General features: G+C 67.5%; 19 protein-coding genes. 8 read left to right on the forward strand and 11 right to left on the reverse strand.

Annotated elements, in window-relative coordinates; genetic code table 11:
* The first annotated feature begins 108 nt into the window (after positions 1–108).
* Both HGBR_RS08990 and HGBR_RS08995 read left to right on the forward strand, forming a co-directional pair.
* Entirely contained in the window at positions 109–1,761 is a 1,653-nt protein-coding gene (locus HGBR_RS08990) for an ATP-binding protein (RefSeq protein WP_019159008.1), read from the forward strand.
* Positions 1,742–2,455, forward strand: a complete 714-nt coding sequence (locus HGBR_RS08995) for a response regulator (RefSeq protein WP_019159009.1) — start codon at positions 1,742–1,744, stop codon at positions 2,453–2,455. The genes HGBR_RS08990 and HGBR_RS08995 overlap by 20 nt, the downstream gene beginning before the upstream one ends.
* Positions 2,456–2,489: 34 nt before the next feature.
* Here the strand turns inward: HGBR_RS08995 and HGBR_RS09000 are convergent, their stop codons facing one another.
* The gene (locus tag HGBR_RS09000; RefSeq protein ID WP_147522404.1) at positions 2,490–3,551 is read right to left on the reverse strand and encodes an EamA family transporter; all 1,062 of its coding nucleotides are present in this window, start codon (positions 3,549–3,551) and stop codon (positions 2,490–2,492) included.
* A gap of 130 nt (positions 3,552–3,681) precedes the next feature.
* Between HGBR_RS09000 and HGBR_RS09005 the strand changes: the two genes are divergently transcribed.
* Positions 3,682–4,236 (forward strand): CGNR zinc finger domain-containing protein, encoded by a 555-nt coding sequence (locus HGBR_RS09005; protein WP_019159011.1) that lies wholly within the window; start codon positions 3,682–3,684, stop codon positions 4,234–4,236.
* 94 nt (positions 4,237–4,330) lie between these two features.
* Here the strand turns inward: HGBR_RS09005 and HGBR_RS09010 are convergent, their stop codons facing one another.
* From HGBR_RS09010 to HGBR_RS17265, 4 genes are read right to left on the reverse strand one after another with little or no spacing between them, the layout of a single operon-like run.
* Positions 4,331–5,137 (reverse strand): tryptophan-rich sensory protein, encoded by an 807-nt coding sequence (locus tag HGBR_RS09010; RefSeq protein WP_245533304.1) that lies wholly within the window; start codon positions 5,135–5,137, stop codon positions 4,331–4,333.
* Positions 5,134–6,555 (reverse strand): cryptochrome/photolyase family protein, encoded by a 1,422-nt coding sequence (locus tag HGBR_RS09015; protein ID WP_019159013.1) that lies wholly within the window; start codon positions 6,553–6,555, stop codon positions 5,134–5,136. The genes HGBR_RS09010 and HGBR_RS09015 overlap by 4 nt, the downstream gene beginning before the upstream one ends.
* On the reverse strand, positions 6,552–7,607 hold the full coding sequence (locus HGBR_RS09020; protein ID WP_019159014.1) for a polyprenyl synthetase family protein: 1,056 nt from the start codon (positions 7,605–7,607) through the stop codon (positions 6,552–6,554). The genes HGBR_RS09015 and HGBR_RS09020 overlap by 4 nt, the downstream gene beginning before the upstream one ends.
* Positions 7,608–7,635: 28 nt before the next feature.
* The gene (locus tag HGBR_RS17265; protein WP_019159015.1) at positions 7,636–8,550 is read right to left on the reverse strand and encodes a phytoene/squalene synthase family protein; all 915 of its coding nucleotides are present in this window, start codon (positions 8,548–8,550) and stop codon (positions 7,636–7,638) included.
* Positions 8,551–8,666: 116 nt separating this feature from the next.
* Here HGBR_RS17265 and HGBR_RS09030 point away from each other — a divergent pair, with 116 nt between their 5' ends.
* Positions 8,667–9,215 carry a MarR family winged helix-turn-helix transcriptional regulator gene (locus HGBR_RS09030; protein WP_019159016.1) on the forward strand — a complete coding sequence of 183 codons (549 nt, stop codon included), beginning with the start codon at positions 8,667–8,669 and terminating at the stop codon, positions 9,213–9,215.
* Position 9,216: 1 nt separating this feature from the next.
* Here HGBR_RS09030 and HGBR_RS20315 read toward each other — a convergent pair whose 3' ends face one another.
* The gene (locus HGBR_RS20315; protein ID WP_019159017.1) at positions 9,217–9,501 is read right to left on the reverse strand and encodes a hypothetical protein; all 285 of its coding nucleotides are present in this window, start codon (positions 9,499–9,501) and stop codon (positions 9,217–9,219) included.
* On the opposite strand from HGBR_RS20315, the gene HGBR_RS09040 reads away from it, so the two are divergent.
* The 3 genes from HGBR_RS09040 to HGBR_RS09045 all read left to right on the forward strand — a co-directional run bounded on the left by HGBR_RS09040 (position 9,502) and on the right by HGBR_RS09045 (position 14,172).
* Positions 9,502–10,797 (forward strand): SLC13 family permease, encoded by a 1,296-nt coding sequence (locus HGBR_RS09040; RefSeq protein WP_245533305.1) that lies wholly within the window; start codon positions 9,502–9,504, stop codon positions 10,795–10,797.
* Positions 10,798–10,967: 170 nt separating this feature from the next.
* On the forward strand, positions 10,968–13,358 hold the full coding sequence (locus tag HGBR_RS19895) for a hypothetical protein (RefSeq protein ID WP_147522405.1): 2,391 nt from the start codon (positions 10,968–10,970) through the stop codon (positions 13,356–13,358).
* 34 nt (positions 13,359–13,392) lie between these two features.
* Positions 13,393–14,172 (forward strand): enoyl-CoA hydratase-related protein, encoded by a 780-nt coding sequence (locus tag HGBR_RS09045; RefSeq protein WP_019159019.1) that lies wholly within the window; start codon positions 13,393–13,395, stop codon positions 14,170–14,172.
* Between the two features lie 8 nt (positions 14,173–14,180).
* Here the strand turns inward: HGBR_RS09045 and HGBR_RS09050 are convergent, their stop codons facing one another.
* Positions 14,181–15,746, reverse strand: coding sequence for a GntR family transcriptional regulator (locus HGBR_RS09050; RefSeq protein ID WP_019159020.1), 1,566 nt, complete (start codon positions 15,744–15,746; stop codon positions 14,181–14,183).
* A 125-nt stretch (positions 15,747–15,871) separates the two neighbouring features.
* Between HGBR_RS09050 and HGBR_RS09055 the strand changes: the two genes are divergently transcribed.
* On the forward strand, positions 15,872–16,885 hold the full coding sequence (locus HGBR_RS09055) for a glycine betaine ABC transporter substrate-binding protein (RefSeq protein ID WP_019159021.1): 1,014 nt from the start codon (positions 15,872–15,874) through the stop codon (positions 16,883–16,885).
* A gap of 91 nt (positions 16,886–16,976) precedes the next feature.
* On the opposite strand, the gene HGBR_RS09060 is transcribed toward HGBR_RS09055, so the two are convergent.
* The 4 genes from HGBR_RS09060 to HGBR_RS09075 form a co-directional block, all read right to left on the reverse strand.
* Entirely contained in the window at positions 16,977–18,515 is a 1,539-nt protein-coding gene (locus tag HGBR_RS09060) for a PucR family transcriptional regulator (RefSeq protein WP_019159022.1), read from the reverse strand.
* Positions 18,512–19,546: an S-methyl thiohydantoin desulfurase domain-containing protein gene (locus tag HGBR_RS09065; protein WP_040364873.1), complete on the reverse strand. Its 1,035-nt coding sequence runs from the start codon at positions 19,544–19,546 to the stop codon at positions 18,512–18,514. Before HGBR_RS09065 ends, HGBR_RS09060 begins: the two co-directional genes overlap by 4 nt.
* A 93-nt stretch (positions 19,547–19,639) precedes the next feature.
* A complete protein-coding gene (locus HGBR_RS09070; protein WP_019159024.1) occupies positions 19,640–20,737 on the reverse strand; it encodes an S-methyl thiohydantoin desulfurase family protein in 1,098 nt (365 codons plus the stop codon).
* On the reverse strand, positions 20,734–21,849 hold the full coding sequence (locus tag HGBR_RS09075; RefSeq protein ID WP_019159025.1) for an S-methyl thiohydantoin desulfurase family protein: 1,116 nt from the start codon (positions 21,847–21,849) through the stop codon (positions 20,734–20,736). The genes HGBR_RS09070 and HGBR_RS09075 overlap by 4 nt, the downstream gene beginning before the upstream one ends.

The raw sequence follows: 21,849 nt of genomic DNA on the forward strand, positions 1-21,849 counted from the left end.
AGGATCGCGATGTCCCGGTTGCGTTCATACTGGTCGCGGGAACCTGCGAAGGCGCGGGTCACGAGAAGCGCACCGCGGACGTCACCGACTGGACGAGGAGAGTGGACGATGCGTGCGCCTGCACAGCGGCGGCGTCTGTTCTGGGACGGATCCCTGGCCCGCCGTCTCTTCGTCCTCCAGCTGGCACTCATCGTCGCCCTCTGCCTGGCCTTCAGCGTCGTCATCTACAGCAGGTCCGTGACCGCCTCGTACGAGGCCACGTCCGACCGGGTGCTGGCGATCGCGGAGACCATCGCTCGCACACCGTTCGTCGCCGAGGCCGCCCAGACTCCCGATCCCACCGCACGTCTGCAGCCCTATGCCTCGAACCTGCTGGACACGACTGACGTCGACTTCATCACGATCATGGACCGCGATCGGACCCGCTTCACGCACCCGGACCCCGCGCAGCTGGGCGAGCCCTACATCGGAAGCATCGGCACCGCACTGACCGGCACCAGCCAGGTCGAGCAGTACACCGGCACGCTGGGTCCCTCCGTCCGCGCGATCGTGCCGGTCTTCGACGGATCCACGGTCGTCGCGATGGTCGCCGTGGGCGTCACCCTCGAGACGCTGTCCGTCGCACAGGCGGCTTCCCTGCCGCAGATCGTCGTGATCGCCGGCGTCGCCATCCTGGCGGGCGGCGCAGGCTCCTGGTGGCTCAGCCGCTACCTGCGCCGTGCGACGCTGGGCTACGGTCCGGAGCACCTGAAACGGCTCTTCGCGTTCTACAACTCAGCGCTGCACTCCCTGCGGGAGGGGCTCGTCCTGGTCGACGGCGGCGGCCGGATCGTCCTCTACAACGACGTGGCCGCCACGCTGCTGGGACTGCCCGCGGCCTCGGACGGGCAGCCGGTCCCCCTCGACGAGGTGGAGCTGCCGGACTCCGTGCGCACGCTCCTGACCTCCGGCCGGGACGCCTTCGACGAAGTCCACCTGACCCGTGACCGTGTCCTGGTCCTCAATCAGAGCAAGGCCGATCACCCGGACGACGGCCGTTCCCCGGACAGCGCGGTGGAGGGCGCGGTGGCGACGATCCGGGACCACACGGACATCCAGGAGCTGACCGGCGAGCTCGAAACGATGCGGACCCTGTCCGAGGCCCTGCGCGCACAGACGCACGAGCACGCGAACCGGATGCACACGCTCGCCAGTCTCATCGAGCGCGGGCGGGGCTCCGAGGCCCTGGCCTTCGCCGTCCAGGACCGCCAGGACGCGCAACGGCTCACCGACGCCTTCGTCGATTCGCTCGACGAGCCGTTCATCACCGCGCTCATGATCGGGAAGGCCGCCCAAGCCCATGAGCGCGGGATCGAGCTGACCCTCACCGCCTCCGGCCAGGTTCCGCCCGGCAGCCTCGACGCCCGGGACCTCGTGACCGTCGCCGGCAACCTCCTGGACAACGCGTTCGACGCCGCCACGGCCTCGGACGAGAGACGCGTCTGGGCGGACTTCACGGCCGCGGACGGCGAACTCATCATGACGATCGCGGATTCCGGGCACGGGTTCGACGACGATGCGGTCGACTCGATCTTCCATCTGGGGGTGACAGAGAAGTCGGGCTCCCAGGACCGGCTGGGCCGCGGGTATGGGCTGGTCCTCGTGCGGCAGGCCGTCGCGCGCCTGGGCGGCGACCTGCGCGTCGAGTCCGACGGCGGCGCCATCTTCACCGTCACCCTGCCACTCACGGACGGAGGTACGGATGCACACGGAACAGGCTGAACCGACGTCCATGCGGGTCCTCATCGTCGAGGACGACCCGATGACCGCAGAGGCCCACGCGGACTACGTCCACCGGGTGCCCGGTTTCATCGTCGTGGGCCGCTGCGAGAGCGGGCACGAGGTCCTGCCGAAGCTCGAGGAGTGCGCCGCCGCGGACCAACCGGTCGACATCGTGCTCCTCGACATGAACCTGCGGGACTCGCACGGGCTCGACGTCGCACGGCGCATCACCCAGCACGGCCACGACGTTGGCATCATCGCCGTGACCGCTGTGCGTCAGCTGCAGGTCGTCAAGAGCGCGCTGGCCTCCGGGATCTCGCAGTACCTCATCAAGCCCTTCACCTTCGCGGTGTTCCGGGAGAAGCTGGAGAACCAGCGGGAGTTCCGCCTCGACCTGGCCGGCAGCGGCGACCTGGCGACACAGGACTCGGTCGACCGCGCCATGAGCGCACTGCGCGCCACACCCCGCACGCGTCTGCCCAAGGGACTTCTCGAAGAGACGCTCGAGACCGTCTCGAGCGCGATGCGGCAGGCCGAGACGGCGCTGTCGGCGGCGGAGATGGGCGAACGCCTCGACCTCTCCCGCGTGACCGTGCGTCGCTACCTCGAACACCTGGCGGAGACCCGGCAGGTCGTCAAGCAGCCGCGGCACGGGACCCCCGGCCGGCCGGAGTACGAGTACCGCTGGCGGTGAGACTCTGCTTGTCCGGCCCCGTCGACGAGAGGAATCAGGTCGACGCGGATCGTGGCGGAACAGTCTTTCCCGCGTTCACCTGCGTGTTGTCTGCGGTGCTCATCGATCCCGTTGACCCGGAGCCGGTCACGAGAGTGGTGTCCGCGTCGTCCTCGTGGAGGGGCACTCTCGTGGGAGGCTCCTGTCGCCGCTGTGCCAACAGATCACCCCATTTGACGAGTGCGATCCCGACGAGGATGACACCTCCGCCCAAGAATTGCTGCCGGGTGAGGAGTTCGCCGAGGAGGATGAATGCGGCGACTGCAGAGGCGGGCACTTCGATGAGGTTCACGAACGACCCCACGGTGGCTCCGAGGTAGCGCAGACCGATGAAGCCGCAGACGTACGCCCCCACGGTGAACACAACCAGCAGGACGGCGGGCACGAACCAGGACATGCGCGTGCTTGCGAAGTCGACGCTGGCGTTGGCGAACTGGGCAGGCATGACGTGACTGAGATTGATGACGAGCACGGCGAGCGCGCCCGCAGTCATACCCAGTCCGGTGAAGGCGATGGGTGGTATCGCGATGGCTTGCTGTGACGCCGTGAGGAAGTAGAACGCGAAGCACGCCGCCGCGCCGACAGCCATGAAGACACCGAACCAGCTCAGTGACGAGTTCTGGAAGTCGAGCACCAGCAGCACACCGATCAGCGAGATGACGACGCCGATGCCCGTGACCGCGCCGGGACGCTGGCGCGTGCGCGCCCACAGCCAGAGAACAACGATCAACGGGGCACCCATCACTTCCAGCAGCACGGCGATGGCGACGCTGAGATGCTCAACTGCGAGGAAGAAGAACGCCTGCACCCCGGCCATCGAGACCACACCGTATGCAGCGACCGACCTCCAACTGCGTCGCACCTCGCCCCAGCGTCCGCGAAGGGCGATCAGGGTGGGAATCAGCATGATCAGCGCTGCACCGCTCAGCCTGGTCAGCACCACCGACCCGGGCGTCCAGCCGATCTCATAGAGAGCCTTGGCCACCGGGCCGGACACGGCGAAGAAGAGCGCTGAGGCCAGCATGAACACGAATCCAACCACCACGCGAACGTGCACGGAACCATTCCTTCGAGTCGACCCAGACAGCAGCTATCAAACTATAGACACTGTCTATAATCTTACCTGGAGATGAAAGACATGCGCTACCGCCTCATAGCATCGGATCTCGCTGGGGTAGCGTAGTGTCATGCGCTTCAGTCACGATATTCAGGCGAACCTGTCCATGCTGGTCGATCTGCTGAACACGGGGCCCGGGGTGGAGAGCCCTGACGATCGGCTCGCTGCGCCGGAGGACCTGGAGCGCTTCGTCACCCTGCACGACTTCACCGGGTCATTGGAGGCCTCGGCGTTCGATGTCGCGGCCGTCGCGACTCTGCGCGAGCGCTTCCGAGTCGTTCTGGACGGTGATGTGACCGCGGTGGTCGACGCCATCAACTCGACATTCCGAGAGATCCGCACGTTCCCGCAACTCGTGCGTCACGATGAATGGGATTGGCATCTGCACGCCGCGGGAAACACCGCCCCTCTGGGCGAGCGCGTCGCTTCTGACATCGCACTGGTGCTGACCGACCTGATCCGCTCAGGCGATCTGGGACGACTCAGCACGTGTGCGGCGGACGACTGCACCGCGGCGCTCGCCGATCTGACGAAGAACAGATCGAAGCGATTCTGCGACCTGCGCAACTGCGCCAACCGCGTCCATGTCGCGACCTACCGCGCCAAGCAGTCTCAGCGCGGATGAGCGTGCAGCAGCGGCTCACGTTCCTGAACGCGACCGCTGCGCCCCCTCGATGCTCGATTCGGCCGCTCACCGCTCTCCCGCTGCACCAGTCCGCTCACCGCCGACGCCGGCGCGCGATCACCGCCACGAGGAGCACGACGCAGGCTGCGACCCCTGCCGTCCAGGTCAGCATCGCGGACTCGAACTGCCCGGACGCACGGCCCGCCCCGATCCACGCGAGACCCCATGCCATCGACAGGGCCGGCGCCAGCCGACCGTGCGTCCGGAGGGCCAGAGCGACGCCGATGCCGCCCGCCACGATGAGAATGGCAACGGCCAGGAGTTCCCAGCCCGCGAACGGCTCCGTGACCCACCCGGAGATCCACGCAGAGATGTTGGCGACGGTCGCCACGCTGACCCAGCCCAGGTACAGGCCGAGGGTGCCGTCGGTCACCAGAGCGTCCGCCCATCCCGATGCGTGTGACGCGTGCAGCAGCAGGAGCATCCGGATGAGCACCAGCAGCAGGGCGACGATGACGACGACACTGCCCGCGACCAGTCCCAGCTGCACGCTCCAGATCCACGCGGCGTTCAGCAGCGCGGAGGCGATGGCCCACGGACGCAGCGCGCGGTGCCGTTCAGACCGCCGGGGCGCGGGGAAGAGCTGCCAGACCGCGTAGCCGATGAGCCCCAGGTAGATGACGCTCCAGATGCTGAATGCGGGTCCGGCCGGCGACAGGGGCGTGCCGTCGGAGGAGAAGGCACCACCCGCAGCCTGCGAGATGGGGGTCCCTCCCACGGCGCCGCTGCCCACGAACGCCGTGACGATCGACACCGCCACGGCGAGGACGGTGATGACCGGCACCGTCACGGCACTCATCCGCTGCTGCATTCTGACCTCTCCCACGTGCTGCGCTGTCATGACGTCACCCGGCGGTACTCCGCCAGCGCCGCCCTGCGCGACTGCGCCACGTCAACGATCGGCTCCCGCTGCTGCTCGTCGCGCGGCACCCACCGATCCACGTACATCCCCTGCGGGTCGAACCGTTCGGCCTGCCGATACGGGTTGAAGATCCGGAAGTACGGCGCGGCGTCGTCGCCGCTGCCGGCCACCCACTGCCAGTTGAAGGGGTTCGATCCCTCATCCGCGTCGACAAGCGTGTCCCAGAACCACCGCTCCCCCACCCTCCAGTCCTGCTGGAGGTTCTTCACCAGGAACGATGCCGTCACCATGCGCACCCGGTTATGCATGAAGCCCGTTTCCCACAGCTCCCGCATACCGGCGTCCACCAGGGGGACACCGGTGCGGCCCTGCTGCCAGGCACGCCGTGCGACCGGATCGTCGTCCCACTCGAAGTCGTCGAACTGCGGTCGGATGTTCTCCGATTCCATGTGCGGCAGTACCGCGCGGCGGTGCCAGGCGAACTCGCGCCACAGCAGCTCGCTCCGGTAGGTCTCCGCCTCCGCGGTCGACTGCGCCTCGCCCGCGCACTCGATGCTGCGCTGCCACACCTGGTGCGGCGAGAGCTCGCCGAAGCGCAGCCGCGGGGACAGCAGCGACGTCGCACCCCGATCGGGACGGTCCCTGCCGTCCGCGTAGTCGTCGAGCACCTCGTCCAGCTCATCGAGCCGGGCCTGCGCGGCGGCTTCGCCCGGCACCCACGTGGCGCGCAGTCCCCCGGCCCAGTCCGGTGCGGTGGGCTCCCACCGTCGCTTCCGGAGCGCCGCGGAGAAGGCCTGCTCGTCGAGCCACGCCGTGACGCCGAGGCCGCCCACCGTCGCGCTCGACCGTCCCGGGCCGCGCAGATCCGCCGGTGGCGGGAGCGGCGGACGCGGTGCCTCGCGGGAGCGGCATGCCCGGGCGAACGCCGAGTACACCCGGTAGCCGGTGCCATCGTCCTTCGACACCGTCCACGGCTCGTGCAGGAGGAACGCCGCGAACGACTCGACGTCGACCCCGTCCCGCCGCAGGCCGTCCTTCAGCTGCGCATCGACCACGCGGAACGGGCGGTGGTAGCGGCGGTTCCACACGACGCGGGAGGCGCCCAGACGGCGGACCGCGTCCGGGACGACGGCGCGCGGGTCGCCGCTGGCCAGGATCAGTGGCACCCCGTGCTGTCGGAGGTCTGCCGCCAGCGCGGTGAGGGAGCCGTGCAGCCACCAGTGGCTCGCGGCTCCCGGCTTCCGGGCGCCCGGGACGTCCTCGTCCAGGTGCAGCGCGACGACGGACCCCTCCCGGGCCGCGGCGAGGAGTGCGGGGTTGTCCGCGAGCCGCAGATCGTCCCGCACCCACCAGAGGGTTAGCGCACGGGTGCCCGCTGCGGGTGCGCCGCAGGTCATGCCGTCCTCCCGTCGATCCGCTGTGCGCACGCGGTCACGACCCGGCGCACGGATTCCGGCAGCGCTGACCCGTCGACGGTGCGGACGACCTCCCGCAGCCGGTCGGCCACGAGGTCCTGGGCGAACTCCCGCGCACCGGAGGCCTCGATCGCTCGGCGGACACGATCGGCCTCCGCTTGGCCGATCGCGGGATCACCGACCGCGTCCGCGACCTCATCCCACTGCGGCGTGGTCCTCAGGAACGACACGAGGACCGTCTCCTTGCCCTCGCGCAGATCCGACACGGCGTCCTTTCCGTGCGCGGCGCTGCTGCCGACCATCGAGAGGAGGTCGTCCTGCACCTGGTACGCGAAGCCCAGGTCCCGGCCCGCGCGTGCCAGTGCCCGGTCCGCCGAGGCCCCCACCTGGGCGAGGGCACCGGCCAGACGCAGGGGCAGGGCGAACGAGTAGGTTGCGGTCTTCATCGCGGACATCCGCATGACCGTCTCGAATGCCGCGGGCACTGCGCCGTCGGCCAGGCCCACGTCCAGGAGCTCGCCGGCGACCGTCTCCGTGATCGCCTCCTCCAGGAGGTCGAGGATGCGGCCGCGGGCGTCCGCCGGCAGCGCGAGGCGCCCACAGCGCAGCACGACGGCCGACAGCAGGAGGTCGCCCATGAGGACCGCGGAGCTGGTCCCCCAGTGGAGCGCCGCAGCGGACGACGGCTCCGCATGGAGATCGCGGACCCTGCCGATGAGATTGGGACGGTGCCGGCGCACCACGTCGCCGTCGAGGACGTCGTCGTGGAGCAGGAAGGCATAGTGGAGGAGCTCGAGCGACGCGGCCAGGCCGTCCACCGCAGTCTTGTCCGCGCTCGCACCGAACGCCTCGGCCGTGTCGAGGAAGAGGCGCGGACGCAGCAGCTTGCCACCGCGCGCGTGCTCCGCGGTGAGCCACCACAGGTCCGCGAACTCCGGCCCGTTCGCGGCCGCGGCACTCGCGTGGTGGGCGAAGAACGCCTCGAGTGCCTGCTCGATGCGGGTCGTCACGGACGCGTGCAGGTCGATCGTCATGGTGTCTCCGCCCGTCTGCGCCGGCGCATCATCCGCGCACCATCCCCGGCAGGCCCCGCCGCCCGACTGCGGTCGCTGCCAGGACGAGCTTGCGCCGGGAAGGGACCCGGACCCGGGTGCGGGCGAGCTCGCTCGCAGCGGTGTCGTCGAGGGTGTCCGCGAGCGCCGCGAAGAGGTCGTGCGCCAGTCGCACCGCGGGGCGCACTGGCTGCGGCAGGAGTGGGATCGTGCGCTGTGCGGTGCGGAGGTCGGCGCGGATGTCCGCGAGGACGGCCTCCTTCTGCTCCTCCGTCAGCGTCGTGTTCTCCTGCATCGGTTCAGTACTGCCCGTCTTCGGTCCCAGATTGAACGCCGCTGGGAGATACGACCGGCCCAGGCCGATCGTGTCCTCACGCAGATCGCGCAGGAAGTTGACTGTCTGGAACGCGGATCCCAGGGCACGCGCCCCTGCCACCGCGTCAGCACGATGTCCCGCAGGCACGGGCGCGCCGTCGTGGAACGCCAGCAGGCACATCTCCCCCACAACCTCGGCGGATCCGTGGATGTACTCCCGCAGGCTCGCGGCACCGTGTGGCCGCGGGTCCGCATCCGCACGCATGGAGTCGAAGAACGGCTCCCACTGCGCGGGCCCGATTCCCACGCGTCGCGCCGACCAGCCGAAGGCGTGGACATAGGCGTCCGCAGAGAATCCGCGTTCCACGGCAGCCCGGACGCGCTCCTCCAGCGCATCGAGCTCTGCGATCCGCTGGGCCGGAGTCGAGCCCTCGAACGCGCCGTCGACGACCTCATCCGCGACGCGCACCAGACTGTAGATGCTCGTGATGTGCGTGCGCACCGGGGGCGGCAGCAGACGCGCGGCCAGGGAGAAACTGGTGGAGTACTCCCTCATGACCCGGGCCGCCGCACCCTGGGCGGTGCGGGTGTGCAGATCGGAGCGTCGCATGGGTCCTCCGTCGCGTCGGATCGTGGACCGCAGCGGCGACGGTCTCGTACGATTGGTCAATAGTTAGGAAGGCTAACAAAGAACTGAGGCGCGGACAACGCGCAGGAGGATGCGTGATGGGCAGGAATGGTCGATCGGCAGCCCCCCGTCCTTCCGGTTACTGGTACGAGGCTGAGGACGGCGATGCGTCCGCCGTCGACGTCCTCAATCTGCTGCGCCGCTACCGCGAGACGGAGTCAGCGATGCGCTCCCGCGTCCGCCGCCACATGGGGATGGGCGAGAAGGACATCCTCGCGCTGCGCTGCCTGTTGGAGGCGCGCGCCATGGGGACCGTCATCCGCCAGAAGGACCTGGCCGCGAAGCTCGACATCACGACGCCGTCCGTCAGCAACCTCGTCGATCGATTGGTGGAGGACGGCCATGCCCGGCGCACACCGCATCCGGACGACCGCCGCTCGATCGCAGTCGAGGCGACGGAATACGGCGACCGGGAAGTGCGCCAGACCCTGCGGCGCATGCACGACCGCATGTACGCGGTCGTCACCGCGATGAGCCCGGCGGACCGCGCCGTCGTCGCAGACTTCCTCTCACAGATGACGGACGCGCTCGCACACGACGACGGCCCGGCGCACGAGCACCGGGCCCCGCGTGGGCACACAGATTGAACTAGCCGATCGACACGCTCACCGGCTGTGTCGCCCGCGCGGCGGTCTCCGCGCCCGCCTGTGCACCGTTGCCCGCATCACCCACGCGAGCGGACTGGGCGATCCCCGCATCCGGCAGGCGCTGGGCGCGGGCGGAGTGCTCCGGCCCCAGCTCCATCCCGGTCAGCAGCTGCGCGAGCGTGACGCCCTGGACGTCGGTCAGGTCGTTCGCCTGCGTGCGGCACGAGTCCTCTCCGAACTCGTCCTGGTGGCGCTGTTCGTCATCGCCACCTTCACATCCGTCCACATGGGTGCGCTGGCACTCATGGCGACCTTCCTCTTCGGCACCCTGGTGCTGGGCGAGGACGTCGACACTCTCCTGTCCGGGTTCCCGGCAGACCTGTTCCTCATCCTCGTGGGCGTCACGTACCTCTTCGCCCTGGCGAAGGACAATGGCACCGTCGACTGGATGGTGCACGCGCTCGTGAGAGTCGCGGGTGGGCGAGTCGCGCTCATCCCCTGGGTGTTCTTCATCGTGACCGCGATCCTCACGGGCTTCGGCTCCGTCGTGCCGGCCGCGATCGCGATCATCGCCCCCATGAGCATGGGCTTCGCCCGTCGCTACGGCATCCGGCCGCTGCTCATGGGCCTCATGGTCATCAACGGCGGCACCGCCGGTGGATTCTCGCCGCTGTCGATCTTCGGCACGATCACGAACCAGGTCGTGGAGCGCAATGACCTGCCCGGCAGCCCCGTGCTGCTGTTCCTCATGTCGTTCCTCTTCAACGTGATCCTGGGCCTCATCTGCTTCTTCCTGTTCGGCGGTCGTGACCTGCTGGGCAAGCGCGACACCGGCCACGGCCTGGAGGACGCGTCCGGCCCCCGCACGACCGCGGGTGCGAAGATGCCGGACGAGCCGCGCAACGACCCGGCCCGCCGGGCCGCGCGTCGCTCCGTGCAGACGACGATGGTGAAGGACGAGGACGCGGAGGACCAGGTCACCACCCTGGACACGAACCGCATCATCACCCTGCTGGGTCTGGTCGTCCTGGCGATCGCCGTCGTGCCCCCGTTCAGCCAGGATGTGGGCTTCACCGCCATCTGCATCGCCGTCGTCATCTCGCTGGTGTCCCCCAAGGTGAGCAAGGGCGCGGTCAGCAAGGTCGCCTGGCCCACCGTCCTGCTGATCTGCGGCATCGTCACGTACGTGAGCCTCATGGAGCGCCTGGGCACGATCGATTGGCTGGGCGGCCAGGTCGCCGGCATGGGGGCGCCGCTGCTGGCCGCACTCATCATCTGCTTCATCGGTGCGGTCGTGTCCGCGTTCGCCTCGACGACCGGCATTCTGGGCGCCCTCATCCCGCTGGCCGTGCCGTTCCTGCTGACGGGCTCCGTCAGCGAGGTGGGACTCATCATCGCCCTGGCGATCTCGTCCTCCGTCGTCGACTCCAGCCCGTTCTCCACGTCCGGTGCCCTGGTCGTGGCGAATTCGCCGGAGGAGCAGCGCGATCAGGTGTTCAAGCAGCTCATGGTGTGGGGCTTCTCGATGGTCGTCATCGCCCCGATCGTCACGTGGCTCATCTTCGTCGTCCCCGGCTGGTAAGAAACGCCCGTCAGCCAACTACTTCGGTGCTACCCCGCTACTAGCGGGGTGGCACCGTTGCGCTGCAGAGCCCGCACCGGCGTGATGTAATCAAATCGGCTTCCATCAGCAACGGCGCATGCCACGGCGACTCCGGCCCAGCACCTACCGCACAGCACAAAGGCTCGACAGTGAACAACTCCGCACTCAGAGACAAAGCTTTCGAACTGATCAGCAGGATCAACAAGACTACCTACTCCACCTCGGCCGCGCAGCTGAAGTCGCTTCAGGCCGAGGTGTTCGAGTTCGTAAGAGTGCCCAGGAACACCCAAAGCATCACAGTGCTCGAGCTACGAATCTTGAAGCAGTTCTTGCGCCGCCGGCCGCCTCAACAACCGATCAGCGCAGCCCAACAGCTGGCTCGTCAGCTAGAAGCACAAGCAAACCGCGGCCCGAACCGCCCTCATCGACCCGCCCACCCGAGACCAGGACCTGCCGACAAGCGCGACGCACAGTCGAAGCCTCTGACGCCGGAACCCCGCCAGCAAACGAAGGCGCGGCCTCCCGCACCAAACGGGGTTCGCACGGTGGATTCGCCCTCCAACGCGCCTTCGCCTAAACAATTTGAGCCCACCGATCCGGATTACAGCAACCGTCGCTCGAATTCAATACCAACGCCAAACCAGCTTGCGAAGCTGGCGAAGCTGGCGAAAAAGCCACGCACCGAGCCCCGTCCGCCCACGACGTCCGACAGACCCGAGAGCAACAGGCAGACAGATCTCACCTCGCAGATTCAAGAGTCCGATCATGGAAACTACCGCACCATACTGCGGTTTACACCCAAAGAAGCAGGAAAGCTTCGTCAAATAATATCGAACTGGCTTGACGAAAAGAGCATCCCTCTTCCATTTGGCACAACCCAGGCGCACCAAGACACCGCCAACAAGCTGTTCGCGGAAACCATCAAGACCGAAAGAATAACCGCTCGGTTTGACGAATTGAGGATTGTCGAAAACACTGAGGGATACTTTTCGACACGAATTATTCTCGCAACATCTCCTACTGACTGCTACCTGGAAGTCGACATTGTCAGCCCCGACGGAATCTTTGCGCAGCCACCACGCTTTATCCGCGGAATCGCGAACTTCGGGTCGGTCGATGGAGCCCCCAACGGCTGGCATGCTGGCCCAGTTGAAATTGATGTCGAAGAGCTTTCGTCACTTGTCGACTACGTCAACTCTCCCAAACGATCGCTTCCAGTGTTCGTGATCGGCACAACTTTTGACCCTACACTTCAAAGAACGATCAATGACGCGAAACGGCAGTGGGCGAAATTTCTGCCTGGAAACGCAGTCCTTGCTGTACTAACCCCTGCCGCAACTCGCATGGCAGCCGACGCATTCGGCAACGCGCTTGCGCCTTCGCCATGGGCGATCCGCACCTATGTCCCAGGCCTGGACAAGGACGCCCCCTTCGAAGGGAGGCGCCACCGCATCCTCGGCCAGGCGCGCTTGCTGGAAGACAATCCCACTCACACCGCGTCGAGACTCGGTCGCATCTCCAAACGGGAGCGCGCGCTAGCCACCGCACCAGAGCAGTTGCGACAAGCTCACAAGGCGCTTGCGGAGGCTCGAAACCGAATCCTTGTCAAGGGCGAGTTCTACTTAGACCGGATCAGAAGTGAATCGCAGCGCATCAAGGCTGTAGCCCCAGTCACGTCGACGGAAGCCGTTCAAGTCCTCAATGACGAGGAGATTCAGAATGCATCGCTACTGAAACAGCTCATTGATGCAAATATGTTGACTGATGACCTCACGATCAAACTCGCCGAGGCGTACGAAGCGCGCCAAAGCACTGACGTGGAGGCCCGCCTGAACGAACTCACGGAACGCCTCGCAGTCACGACTAATGAACGGGACTCCAAGGCTGAAGACAATCGAGTACTGTACAGCCTGATCGACGAGCTGGAGGATGACCTAGAGAAACTCTCACAACAAAACAGCCTACTTGCTGTAGCTGCAAGAACCAGCAACACCGGCACCTCCGACGAAGAGGCATATTCGGAGGTCACAGCCCTTAACGATCTACTGGATGAAATTGATTCATTCAATAATCTAGTTGATGCTTTCCCTGATTTCGAGGAATTTGGAATATCGCTCACATGCAACCCGAAGGAGGTTGCGCAGCTCGATGACATTGACACAAATGGGCGAGCAATTGCGCAGACCCTCCGCGCTCTCCGCACTCTCATTGATTACCTGCGCGCAAAACGCGACGAACAGTTTGAGGGAAGCATGCATTCATACTTGACGAATGCACCCAACGGATACTTTAAGGTTTCGCAGAAGATGCACGCATCCCGCGAAAGCGAATCCACAATGACGCAGTACGGACACCTGCGCCAACTTCCAGTGCCACAGAGCATTTCGCAAAACGGCTATGCCGAAATGCAAGCGCACTTCAAACTTGAAAAAATTGGCATCAAGTCTCCGCGGTTGCATTATTTCGATGCGAGTGCCATTTCTCAGCGTGTGGTGGTCGGATACATCGGGCCGCACCTGCAGACCGATGGCACGAACTAGTCACTCGCAGAATCAAATTTCAAGGAGCAGATTCGTGACGAGTGCCCCGCCCGCAGAAGCTCAGGACCGCGTCTCCCTGGAGCGCCGTGACCACATCCTCATCATCCGCATGCAACGCGACTCCAAGCGCAACGCGGTCGACGCCGCGATGACCGCCGCGCTCGATGAGGCGCTCAACCTCCTGGACGACGACCCGGACCTGTGGTGCGGGATCCTCACCGGTGGGGACGTCGCGTTCTCTGCCGGCACGGATTTGGCGAACCGCGCGGGTGAGCCCACGGAGCGCGGCGGGCAGTACGGTGTCATCCGGCGCGAGCGCCGCACACCGCTCATAGCGGCTGTCGACGGCCTGGCGTGCGGCGGAGGCTTCGAGATCGTCCTCGCCTGCGACATGGTCGTCGCCGGCCGCTCGGCGCGGTTCGGACTGCCCGAGGCTGCACGCGGCGTCCTGCCCACCTGCGGCGGTCTCTTCCGGGCCTGGCACAGCCTGCCCGTGACCGTCGCGAAGCAGATGGCACTGACCGGCCGCCCGCTCACGGCCCAGCGCGCCTACGAACTGGGACTCGTGAACGAACTGACCGACGACGGCCGGTCCCTGGACGGCGCCCTGGAACTGGCCGCCCAGGTCTGCGAGAACTCGCCCACCTCAGTGGCCGAGAGCCTCTCCGTCATGAACGACGTCCTGCGCCTGCCGGAGGAGCTGGGCTGGCAGCGGACGACGAAGGCCACCGAGGTCGTGTGGGCCTCCGAGGACTGCGCCGAGGGCGTCGCGGCCTTCCTCGAGAAGCGCGACCCTCAGTGGAGTGGCCGCTGATCGGCCGCTCACGGACGCGGCAACGTGGTCTGCAGCTGGTGGAGCATGTAGGTGGCCGAACTGTCGCATTTCCGCCGCCACGCGTCTAGCGCTGCGGCCTCGTCGCCTGCGTCCAGTGCTTGGAAGATCTCCTGGGCGCGTTCGACGATGTCCGCGATCGGGTATGCGTAGCGTACGCCGAAGACGGCGACGAACATGAGCAGCTGTTGCGACAGTCCCTCGACCATGGAAGGGATCCGCCGCAGGGAGGAGGAGCGGGCGAGCGCGTCCTGGAACTGCAGGTCGATCTGGTGGGCCGCCGTCATGTCGTCCGCCTGTGCGGCGGTCTCGAGGTCCTGCAGAGTCCGCACGACTCCGGCGCGGCCCTCCGGTGTCCACGCGAGGGCCGATCGGACTGCGATGGCACCCAATGCCCGGCGTGCTGAGTAGAGTTCGACGACATCGTCGACGGTGGGGATCGGGATCGTCATGCCGTGGAGCGTCTGTGTCGTCGCGAGTCCATTCATCGTCAGGGTCCGCAGAGCATCGCGGATCCATCCGCGGGACGTCCCGAGGCGGTCGGCCAGGAAGCGCTCCGTCACGAAGTCGCCTCCGGCATAGCGTCCCGCGAGGATCTCCTCACGGATGAGCGCGATGATCGAGTCCTCCAGACTGAGGCCGGGTGCCAGCTGCGCTCCCGCCGGTTCCCGTCGTGTGGAGCTGCCCTTCGCATCCGCACCGATGGGTTCTGCCGAGTGCGAGTGCCAGACGAAGACACCGTCCTCGTGGTGATGCCATCGGCGGATGCGGGTTTCGAGGTCGGCGAGGGCTCGGGCCTCCCCCTCGTGGCACAGGGCGACGAGAGGATCGAGCATGCCCTGCCAGCGTTCTTCGTCCGTACATGCGTGCGATTCGATCTCCGCGGTTCCCAGCGCGACCGGTGTGGAGGAGACGACCAGGAGATTCGCGGGGTCGTGGGTCGTGGCCAGGAGCCGGTCCCAGAAGGCACCGGCCACCTCCTCGCTGTCTGCATCGTCGGCGATCCGGTCACGCGTGAGGTCGGCGGCCAGCAGGGTTCGCATGCGCCGCGTGATCTGCGTGAGGTTCGACGAGGACCGTGCCCGCGGCGCCGCGCTGCGCGCGAGGACCACCACCGAGCTGCCCGGTGCGACGACGACGCCGATGATCGACACGCTTCCGTCGCCTGCCCACGTGCTGAGGCGGTCCAGCAGCCTGCGCGGCGGCGACGGTGCCCGCCACGCACGTGCGACGGCGGACTGTGAGACACCCAGATCCTGGGCGATCGAACGGCTCGACCACTTCGCGCTGGGGCTGCTGAGCGGTGCCAGGCGGATGTCGCGGTCGAGGCCCGCCCTGCGCTGGCGACGGTCCGCCTCTGCGGTGAAAGCCCGAGCGCCGTTCTCGCGATATCGCCGGACCCACGTGGAGACGGTCCGCTGCGAGACGCGGTGCTGTGCGGCCGCCGCCGCGGTGCCGTTCGCCAGAGCGTGGGCGACGAAACGGGCACGGCGACGGACGGTCCGGTCCGTCGAGTCGAGTGCCCGTTGGAGTCCGTCATCCTCAGTGCCATGCATTACGGAAACAGGGTAACTCACTGACTCAGCAATGGTGGAGATTCTCCGCGAAAGTTCACGTCACGGTCAGACTTTCCCTACGGTGTTGACCCACGCACCATCGTCGAAGCGAAGGGAACAACCCTATGACCACGACCCGAGCAACCCGGTCGACGCTGCTGGCAGCGGCGGCCGCCGCGACTCTCTTCCTGAGCGCCTGCGGTGCCACGGAGGCCGACGCCCCGCAGGACGAGGCCGGTGGCGCTGAGGTCGACCAGTCGTGGGCGGACTGTGTTCCCGGCGAGGGCTCGGAGGATCTCACGGGGCAGGAGCCCGGTGACGAGGAGATGAGCCTGACGCTCGTCGAGTTCAACGGATGGGACGACACGGTGGCCTCGGCACGGCTGACAGCGCACATGCTGACGGAATTCGGCTACGACGTGACGGTCCAGTCGTTCGAGCCGGCCGCCGGCTTCACCGGTGTGGCCGAAGGCGACATCGACATCCTCGCCAGCACGATGCTGCCCAATACGCACGCGGACTACATCGATCAGTACGGCGAGAAGATGGAGTCGCAGAGCTGCTGGTTCAATGAGGCGCGCAACACGATCGCCGTGAACGAGGACTCCCCCGCCCAGTCCCTGTCCGACCTGGCGGAGATGGGCGAGGACTACGACACCACGATCGTTGGCATCGAGCCCGGTGCCGGTCTCATGCGCCTGACCCAGGACAGCGTCATCCCCACCTACGGCCTGGAGGACTGGGAGCTCATCGAGTCCTCGACTCCGGCGATGCTGGGCGCGGTCCAGTCGGCCGTGGAGAACGAGGAGAACATCGCGGTGACGATGTGGCACCCGCACTGGGCGTACGAGGCGTTCCCGCTGCGGGACCTCGAGGACGACCAGAACGCGTTCGGAGAGGACGAGCTGTTCTACCAGTTCTCCCGGACCGGCTTCACGGAGGAGAACCCCTTTGCGTCGAAGGTCCTGCACAACTTCGCGATGAAGAACGATCAGATGGCAGACCTGCAGTACGTCATGAACTCGGACGAGCACTACGGAGGCGAGAACCCCGAGGCCGCCGTCACCGAATGGGCGGAAGACAACCCGGAGTTCTTCGAGGACTGGACGGCGGGCACGCTGACGGATCAGTTCAGCTGACAGACGGCTGGGGCTGAGGCCATGAGGCCTCGTGTGCGCCCGGTCGGAGCACCTCGCGCCGGCCGGGCGCTGTCGTATGCGGGACGGGTCGTCAATCCCCCAGCACCGCGTGGCAGGCCAGGTGCAGCGCCATCCGCGTCCGGGGGTCTGCGAAGTCGACACCCAGCAGCTGTTGCACGCGGTGGATCCGCATGCTCACCGTGTTCCGATGGATCCCCATCGCGGCCGCAGTCGCATTCACGACGGACTCGTGATCGAGATAGGTCGTCAGCGTCTGCAGCAGGTCCTGCGAATCGTTCATGAGCGGTGACAGCAGCGACTCGGCCGCGGGCAGGAAGGTGTCGTTGCTCGTCCAGGCGAGCAGCAGCTGATCGAGGCCCAGCGAGTCGACCCGCACACGGTAGCCCGCCGAGGCACGGTTGACTGCGACCTTGGCCGCGTCGACGGCCTCGGTCACGGTGGTGCGCAACCCCGACTCACCGCTCTGCAGCGACCCGATTCCCATCGCCGCGTCCCACGACCGGCGCAGCTCATCGTGGATCGCGCGCAGACCAGCAGCGGTCGCCTCGACGCGCTCAGCGCTCGGGTCGTCTCCCAGCACCACCCACCCCACGGCAGACCGACCCAGGATGGTCACTCGCGTGTCGAGTTCACTGGGGCCCAGTTTCTGGGACACCGCCCGGAGCATGCTGTGCGCATCCGTCCGACCGATGCCGCGGAAGGCGAACCCCAGCTGGTATCCCGCGGTCCGCCAGGCGCGCTCGGCCATCCGGCGCTCGACCTCCGGATTCCTGGCGCCGCGCAGCTCGAGGAACTCGCGCAAGAGCTCCGACGAGGCGGACGCATCGGTGAGAGCCGCAAGCTCGTCGAGCGTGATGCGGGCGGCGACGGCGGGCATGACGACCTCCGCCATCGTCTCCAGCGCGCGCAGCTGCACGTCGGCCAGCCCACGGTCGTAGATCACCAGTCGGATGCCTGTGCGAGCGTGGGTCTGGACCCGCACGGTCACGGCGGAAACCTCGTCACTGTTCACTCGCGTCACCCACGCGTCGAAGTCGACACTGTCGACGAACCCGTCGGGAAGACCCTCACCGGTGTCGACAAGCGTCCCAGAACGGTCGACAAGTGCTGCCGCATGACCGATGCTCGAGCTGATGTTGCGGAACAGTCCGCTGAGATCGGCCGCCTCATGCTGGAAGACCGCGGCGACGGAGCGCACGTAGTCGAGGGCGAGCGCATCGCTCGACTGCTCGAGCTGCCAGCAGGCGCGGGCGCAGTGAGCCGGTTCTTCGACAGCCAGCACTGTCATGGCGAATCGTCGGGTGAGTTCCCGTGCACCCGCCGAGGCCGCCGAGGCCCCGGGCACCACGAGGATGCGGTACCCGCGGTCCCGTGCCCGCCGAATGAGCGCATCCTGCTTCCACGGTGCGTCCGGCAGGGCAGTCGTGAACACGGCGATCGGCGGCGCCGGCGAATCGCCCGGGATGCGATCCGGCGCAGGACCCCTGCCATGCAGGTCCGGATCGATGTCCACCCCGGCCCACGGGGCGTTCTCCGGGCCCGCGACGTGAAGCAGACCGCCGTTGGCCGGGTGGGCCAACAGCGCCGCGCAGTCAAGCTCCCGGCTCATGCGCGCACATCCACACCGGTCAGACCGTACGCCGAGGGCAGGACGGCCTCGGCCCTGCCAGCCCGGTCCCACCACCAGGGTGCGGCCTCGATGACGAGCACAGCGACGTGCGCGTTGACGGTGAGGTCGGCGATCTCCAGGATCGCGTGGGACAAGACGTCGATCGCGATGATCGCGTCCGGTGCCGTCGCGACGGGTGCTCCGTCCAGGATGACGGCGAGGAACTCCGAACGCGCGACGACCCGCAGCACCTCGCCCTGAGCAGTCCGGATGTCGAAGACCGACAGGTGCGGATCATCGCGGTCGTGGTCGATCGCCGCCACCCGTCCGATGCCGATGAGCCGCGCCCCGATCGCGTCCGCAGCCTCTGCTGCGGTCGCCTCAGCAGACTCGAGGAACGCGCGCCCCAGCGCGAGGCCCCGAGCTGTGTGACCAGTGATCGCGTGGTCAGCCAGGTCGCCCACCGTGAATCCGGCCAGAAGCACGGCACCGGCACCGCCCGAGCGCACCATCGAGGCACGGACGAGTGCCTCGATGTCGGCCGGCCGGTCTGTCTCCAGCACCGCCAGCCCTCCCCCGCCGGTCTCGCAGACGGTGATGAGCCCGGGCAGCTCATCGACGAAGATCGACATCTGGTCGAGCGAGGGCACTGCCCTCCCACTGAGGTCGGCGTCCACGACCATGAGTCCCTCGCACAGCAGCGGGACGAGTGCGTTGATCCCGCCACCCTCCATCGCGCAGACGGACGGGATGGACGTGCCCAGCCACCGTTCAGCCGCGTCGATGAGCCGCGCGAATGGATCCCTGTCGACGAAGCGCTCCGTGAGGACCATGGTCGAACCGGCGAATGCGACGGCGCAGCAGGGGGTCTGCGGATCGGCCTCAGCAACGTCGACTACGTCGATCGGCCACTCCACGGCCCGCGGCAGCAGCAGCTCCATGAGGCGGGGCGATCCACCGCCACCGGATCCCTGCATTCGGGCGGCGCACGCGAGCGCGGGCAGGTCGTCGCGGTGAAGCCTCACTGACATGAGGCCAAGCGTAAGCGACGGACCGCCCGCGCTCTGAGGCGAACCCTCACCCGGGAGTCACCCCGCGTCCGGGGGTCATCCCAGGCATGCGAGTCACACCTCCGCGCCAGCACCTTCGACGGGCACGAACTCCTCGTCCAGACCGAACGCCTGCGGGCCGAACGCGTCCAGCGCTTCAGGAGTCCGCATGAGGTCCGGCGTCGAGATGCCCAGGACACTCACGCGCTGGCCGTAGCGAAGCCCTTCCGTCGTGATCGGCTCGGCGGACTCGTGGTCGACGACGCAGATGAGGTCCGGAACGATCGCGACGAGCTCTCCGTCCCGACGTGCCGTGAGATTCTCGTTCTGGAAGTCGATGACGAGCGTGCTGTCGTCTGCCGCCGCCATCGTCGCGCGTCCCTTCGCGAATCCGTCCGTGGTCCGTCGCTCGACGTCGATGACCTTGCCCGTGAACAGGGTCCTCATGTGCGAGTACAGCGTGGTCGACAGTGTCTCCGCGATCGCGTCGAACGGCGACCGGTGCTCCTCGCGCGCCTCGCGGATCGTCCGTCCCAGTGCCAGGGCCATGGACAGCGTCCGCGGCACCGCCGTGCGGCGAACGTCCGCGCCGGTCATCGCGTACTCAGCGATGTGGCCCACCCCGCCCAGGCGGATCGTGATCGCGCGCGCCAGCCACTCCATCTGCCGGTCGTCGTCAGCCGTATCGATGATGACCTTCTCGCCCCGCTCACCGGCCAGCGCCAGCGGGGAGCCGTGCACGCCGTAGACCGCGAACGTCTCCATGGACAGCTCCGGGAACGCCCGGCCCATCCCGTCCGCGTCGACGACGGGCAGACCGGTCTCCGCCGCGACGATGAGGGGGATCATCGAGTTGATGCCGCCGCATTCGATCGGCATGGTCGCCTGCGCGCTGCGGCCCAGATGCTCCTCGAGTGCCCGCAGGGCGGCCGTGGGCTCGGTCCCCGCAGGGATCTTCTCGACCATGACCGTCGGCGCGCCCATCTGCGCGGTGGGGATGACGAACATGTCGTCCGCGACCTCATCCGGATCGAGGATCGTGATCGAACCGTCGCCCAGCACGCGCTCCACCAGCATTCGACCGATGTACGGGTCTCCCCCGCCACCGGTGCCCAGCAGCGTGGCGCCGCGCGCCAGATCGGCGAGGTGCTCTGCCTTCAGTTCCCAGCTCATGCGCCTGCCTCCTGCAGTCGGACGGTCCCGTCGAATCGGTGTGGATCCAGGTCGTAGCCGAAGTAGCGGGGTCCCACCAGTTCGATCCCCTCCGGCGAATGCCAGCGCTCGTCCGCCGGCGCGGCGAGGACGGACACACGCTGGCCGTAGCGCAGCGCCTCCGTCGTGACCGGCTCCCCGGAGTCGTGGTCGAGCACGATGATGAGGTCCGGTGTCGTGGCCATGACCTGGTCACCCAGGCGGGCGACCAGGTGCTCGTTCTGGAAGCTCAGCTCCAGCCGGTCCGGCTCGCCGGTGCCGTCCGTCGCCGCCGAGGCCGCCTCCAGTCGCGCTGTTCCGCGGGCGAAGCCGGCGTTCGTCTTCCTCTCCACGTCGACGACCTTGCCGCTGAACAGCGTCCGACCGCCCAGCAGGTCCGCGGTCGCCTGCACGGGGTCCGTCTTCGCGTCCTGAGCCGCAGTGATCGTCCGGCCGATCTGCAGGCACGTGCGCAGGGAATCCCGGACCAGGGCACGCGCGGCCTGCTCACCGGACATCTGGAAGCCGGAGATCATGATGGAGCAGCCCATCTCCACTGCGGCGACGCGGGCGATCCTCTCCACCCAGTGATTGTCCACTGCGCGCAGCACCCCCACGTTGCCCTTCTCATCCGCATAGGCGAGCGGTGAGGCCTCGATCCCGTCCAGGGTGGGCAGCACCATCTGCAGCTCGGGGAACGCACGACCCATGCCGTCACCGTCGATGAGCGGCAGGCCCAGCGCTGCGGCGGCCACGACGGGGATCGTCGAATTGACCCCACCCACCTCCGCGCACGCGATGTGGGTGATCGGAGCTCCGTAGTGCTCGCTCAGCTCCCGGACGGGACGCGCCACCTCCTCGATTCCGGGCAGCTTCTCGACCATGACCGTCGGCGCGCCCATCATCGCCGCGGTGACGACGACGGCGTCTGCGGGCACCTCGTCGACGGACACCACCTCGACGGGGCCGTACTCGGCCAGCGCCTGGGCCGCGAGCAGAGCGCCCACGTAGGGGTCACCGCCTCCGCCGGTGCCCAGGACAGCGGCCCCGCGCGCCAGGTCAGGAATGAGGTCTGCCGTGATCGTCCAGCTCAC

The organism is Brevibacterium senegalense (assembly GCF_000285835.1).
Lineage (GTDB): Bacteria > Actinomycetota > Actinomycetes > Actinomycetales > Brevibacteriaceae > Brevibacterium > Brevibacterium senegalense.

Bases quoted from the DNA above. Each gene is read 5' to 3' on its own strand.
- HGBR_RS09005 (WP_019159011.1), top strand. From the start codon at position 3,682: ATGCGCTTCAGTCACGATATTCAGGCGAACCTGTCCATGCTGGTCGAT.
- HGBR_RS09010 (WP_245533304.1), bottom strand. From the start codon at position 5,137: ATGACAGCGCAGCACGTGGGAGAGGTCAGAATGCAGCAGCGGATGAGT.
- HGBR_RS09020 (WP_019159014.1), bottom strand. From the start codon at position 7,607: ATGACGATCGACCTGCACGCGTCCGTGACGACCCGCATCGAGCAGGCA.
- HGBR_RS09065 (WP_040364873.1), bottom strand. From the start codon at position 19,546: ATGTCAGTGAGGCTTCACCGCGACGACCTGCCCGCGCTCGCGTGCGCC.
- HGBR_RS08990 (WP_019159008.1), top strand. From the start codon at position 109: ATGCGTGCGCCTGCACAGCGGCGGCGTCTGTTCTGGGACGGATCCCTG.
- HGBR_RS09060 (WP_019159022.1), bottom strand. From the start codon at position 18,515: ATGAGCCGGGAGCTTGACTGCGCGGCGCTGTTGGCCCACCCGGCCAAC.
- HGBR_RS09040 (WP_245533305.1), top strand. From the start codon at position 9,502: ATGGGTGCGCTGGCACTCATGGCGACCTTCCTCTTCGGCACCCTGGTG.
- HGBR_RS17265 (WP_019159015.1), bottom strand. From the start codon at position 8,550: ATGCGACGCTCCGATCTGCACACCCGCACCGCCCAGGGTGCGGCGGCC.
- HGBR_RS09015 (WP_019159013.1), bottom strand. From the start codon at position 6,555: ATGACCTGCGGCGCACCCGCAGCGGGCACCCGTGCGCTAACCCTCTGG.
- HGBR_RS09055 (WP_019159021.1), top strand. From the start codon at position 15,872: ATGACCACGACCCGAGCAACCCGGTCGACGCTGCTGGCAGCGGCGGCC.
- HGBR_RS08995 (WP_019159009.1), top strand. From the start codon at position 1,742: ATGCACACGGAACAGGCTGAACCGACGTCCATGCGGGTCCTCATCGTC.
- HGBR_RS09050 (WP_019159020.1), bottom strand. From the start codon at position 15,746: ATGCATGGCACTGAGGATGACGGACTCCAACGGGCACTCGACTCGACG.
- HGBR_RS09030 (WP_019159016.1), top strand. From the start codon at position 8,667: ATGGGCAGGAATGGTCGATCGGCAGCCCCCCGTCCTTCCGGTTACTGG.
- HGBR_RS09070 (WP_019159024.1), bottom strand. From the start codon at position 20,737: ATGAGCTGGGAACTGAAGGCAGAGCACCTCGCCGATCTGGCGCGCGGC.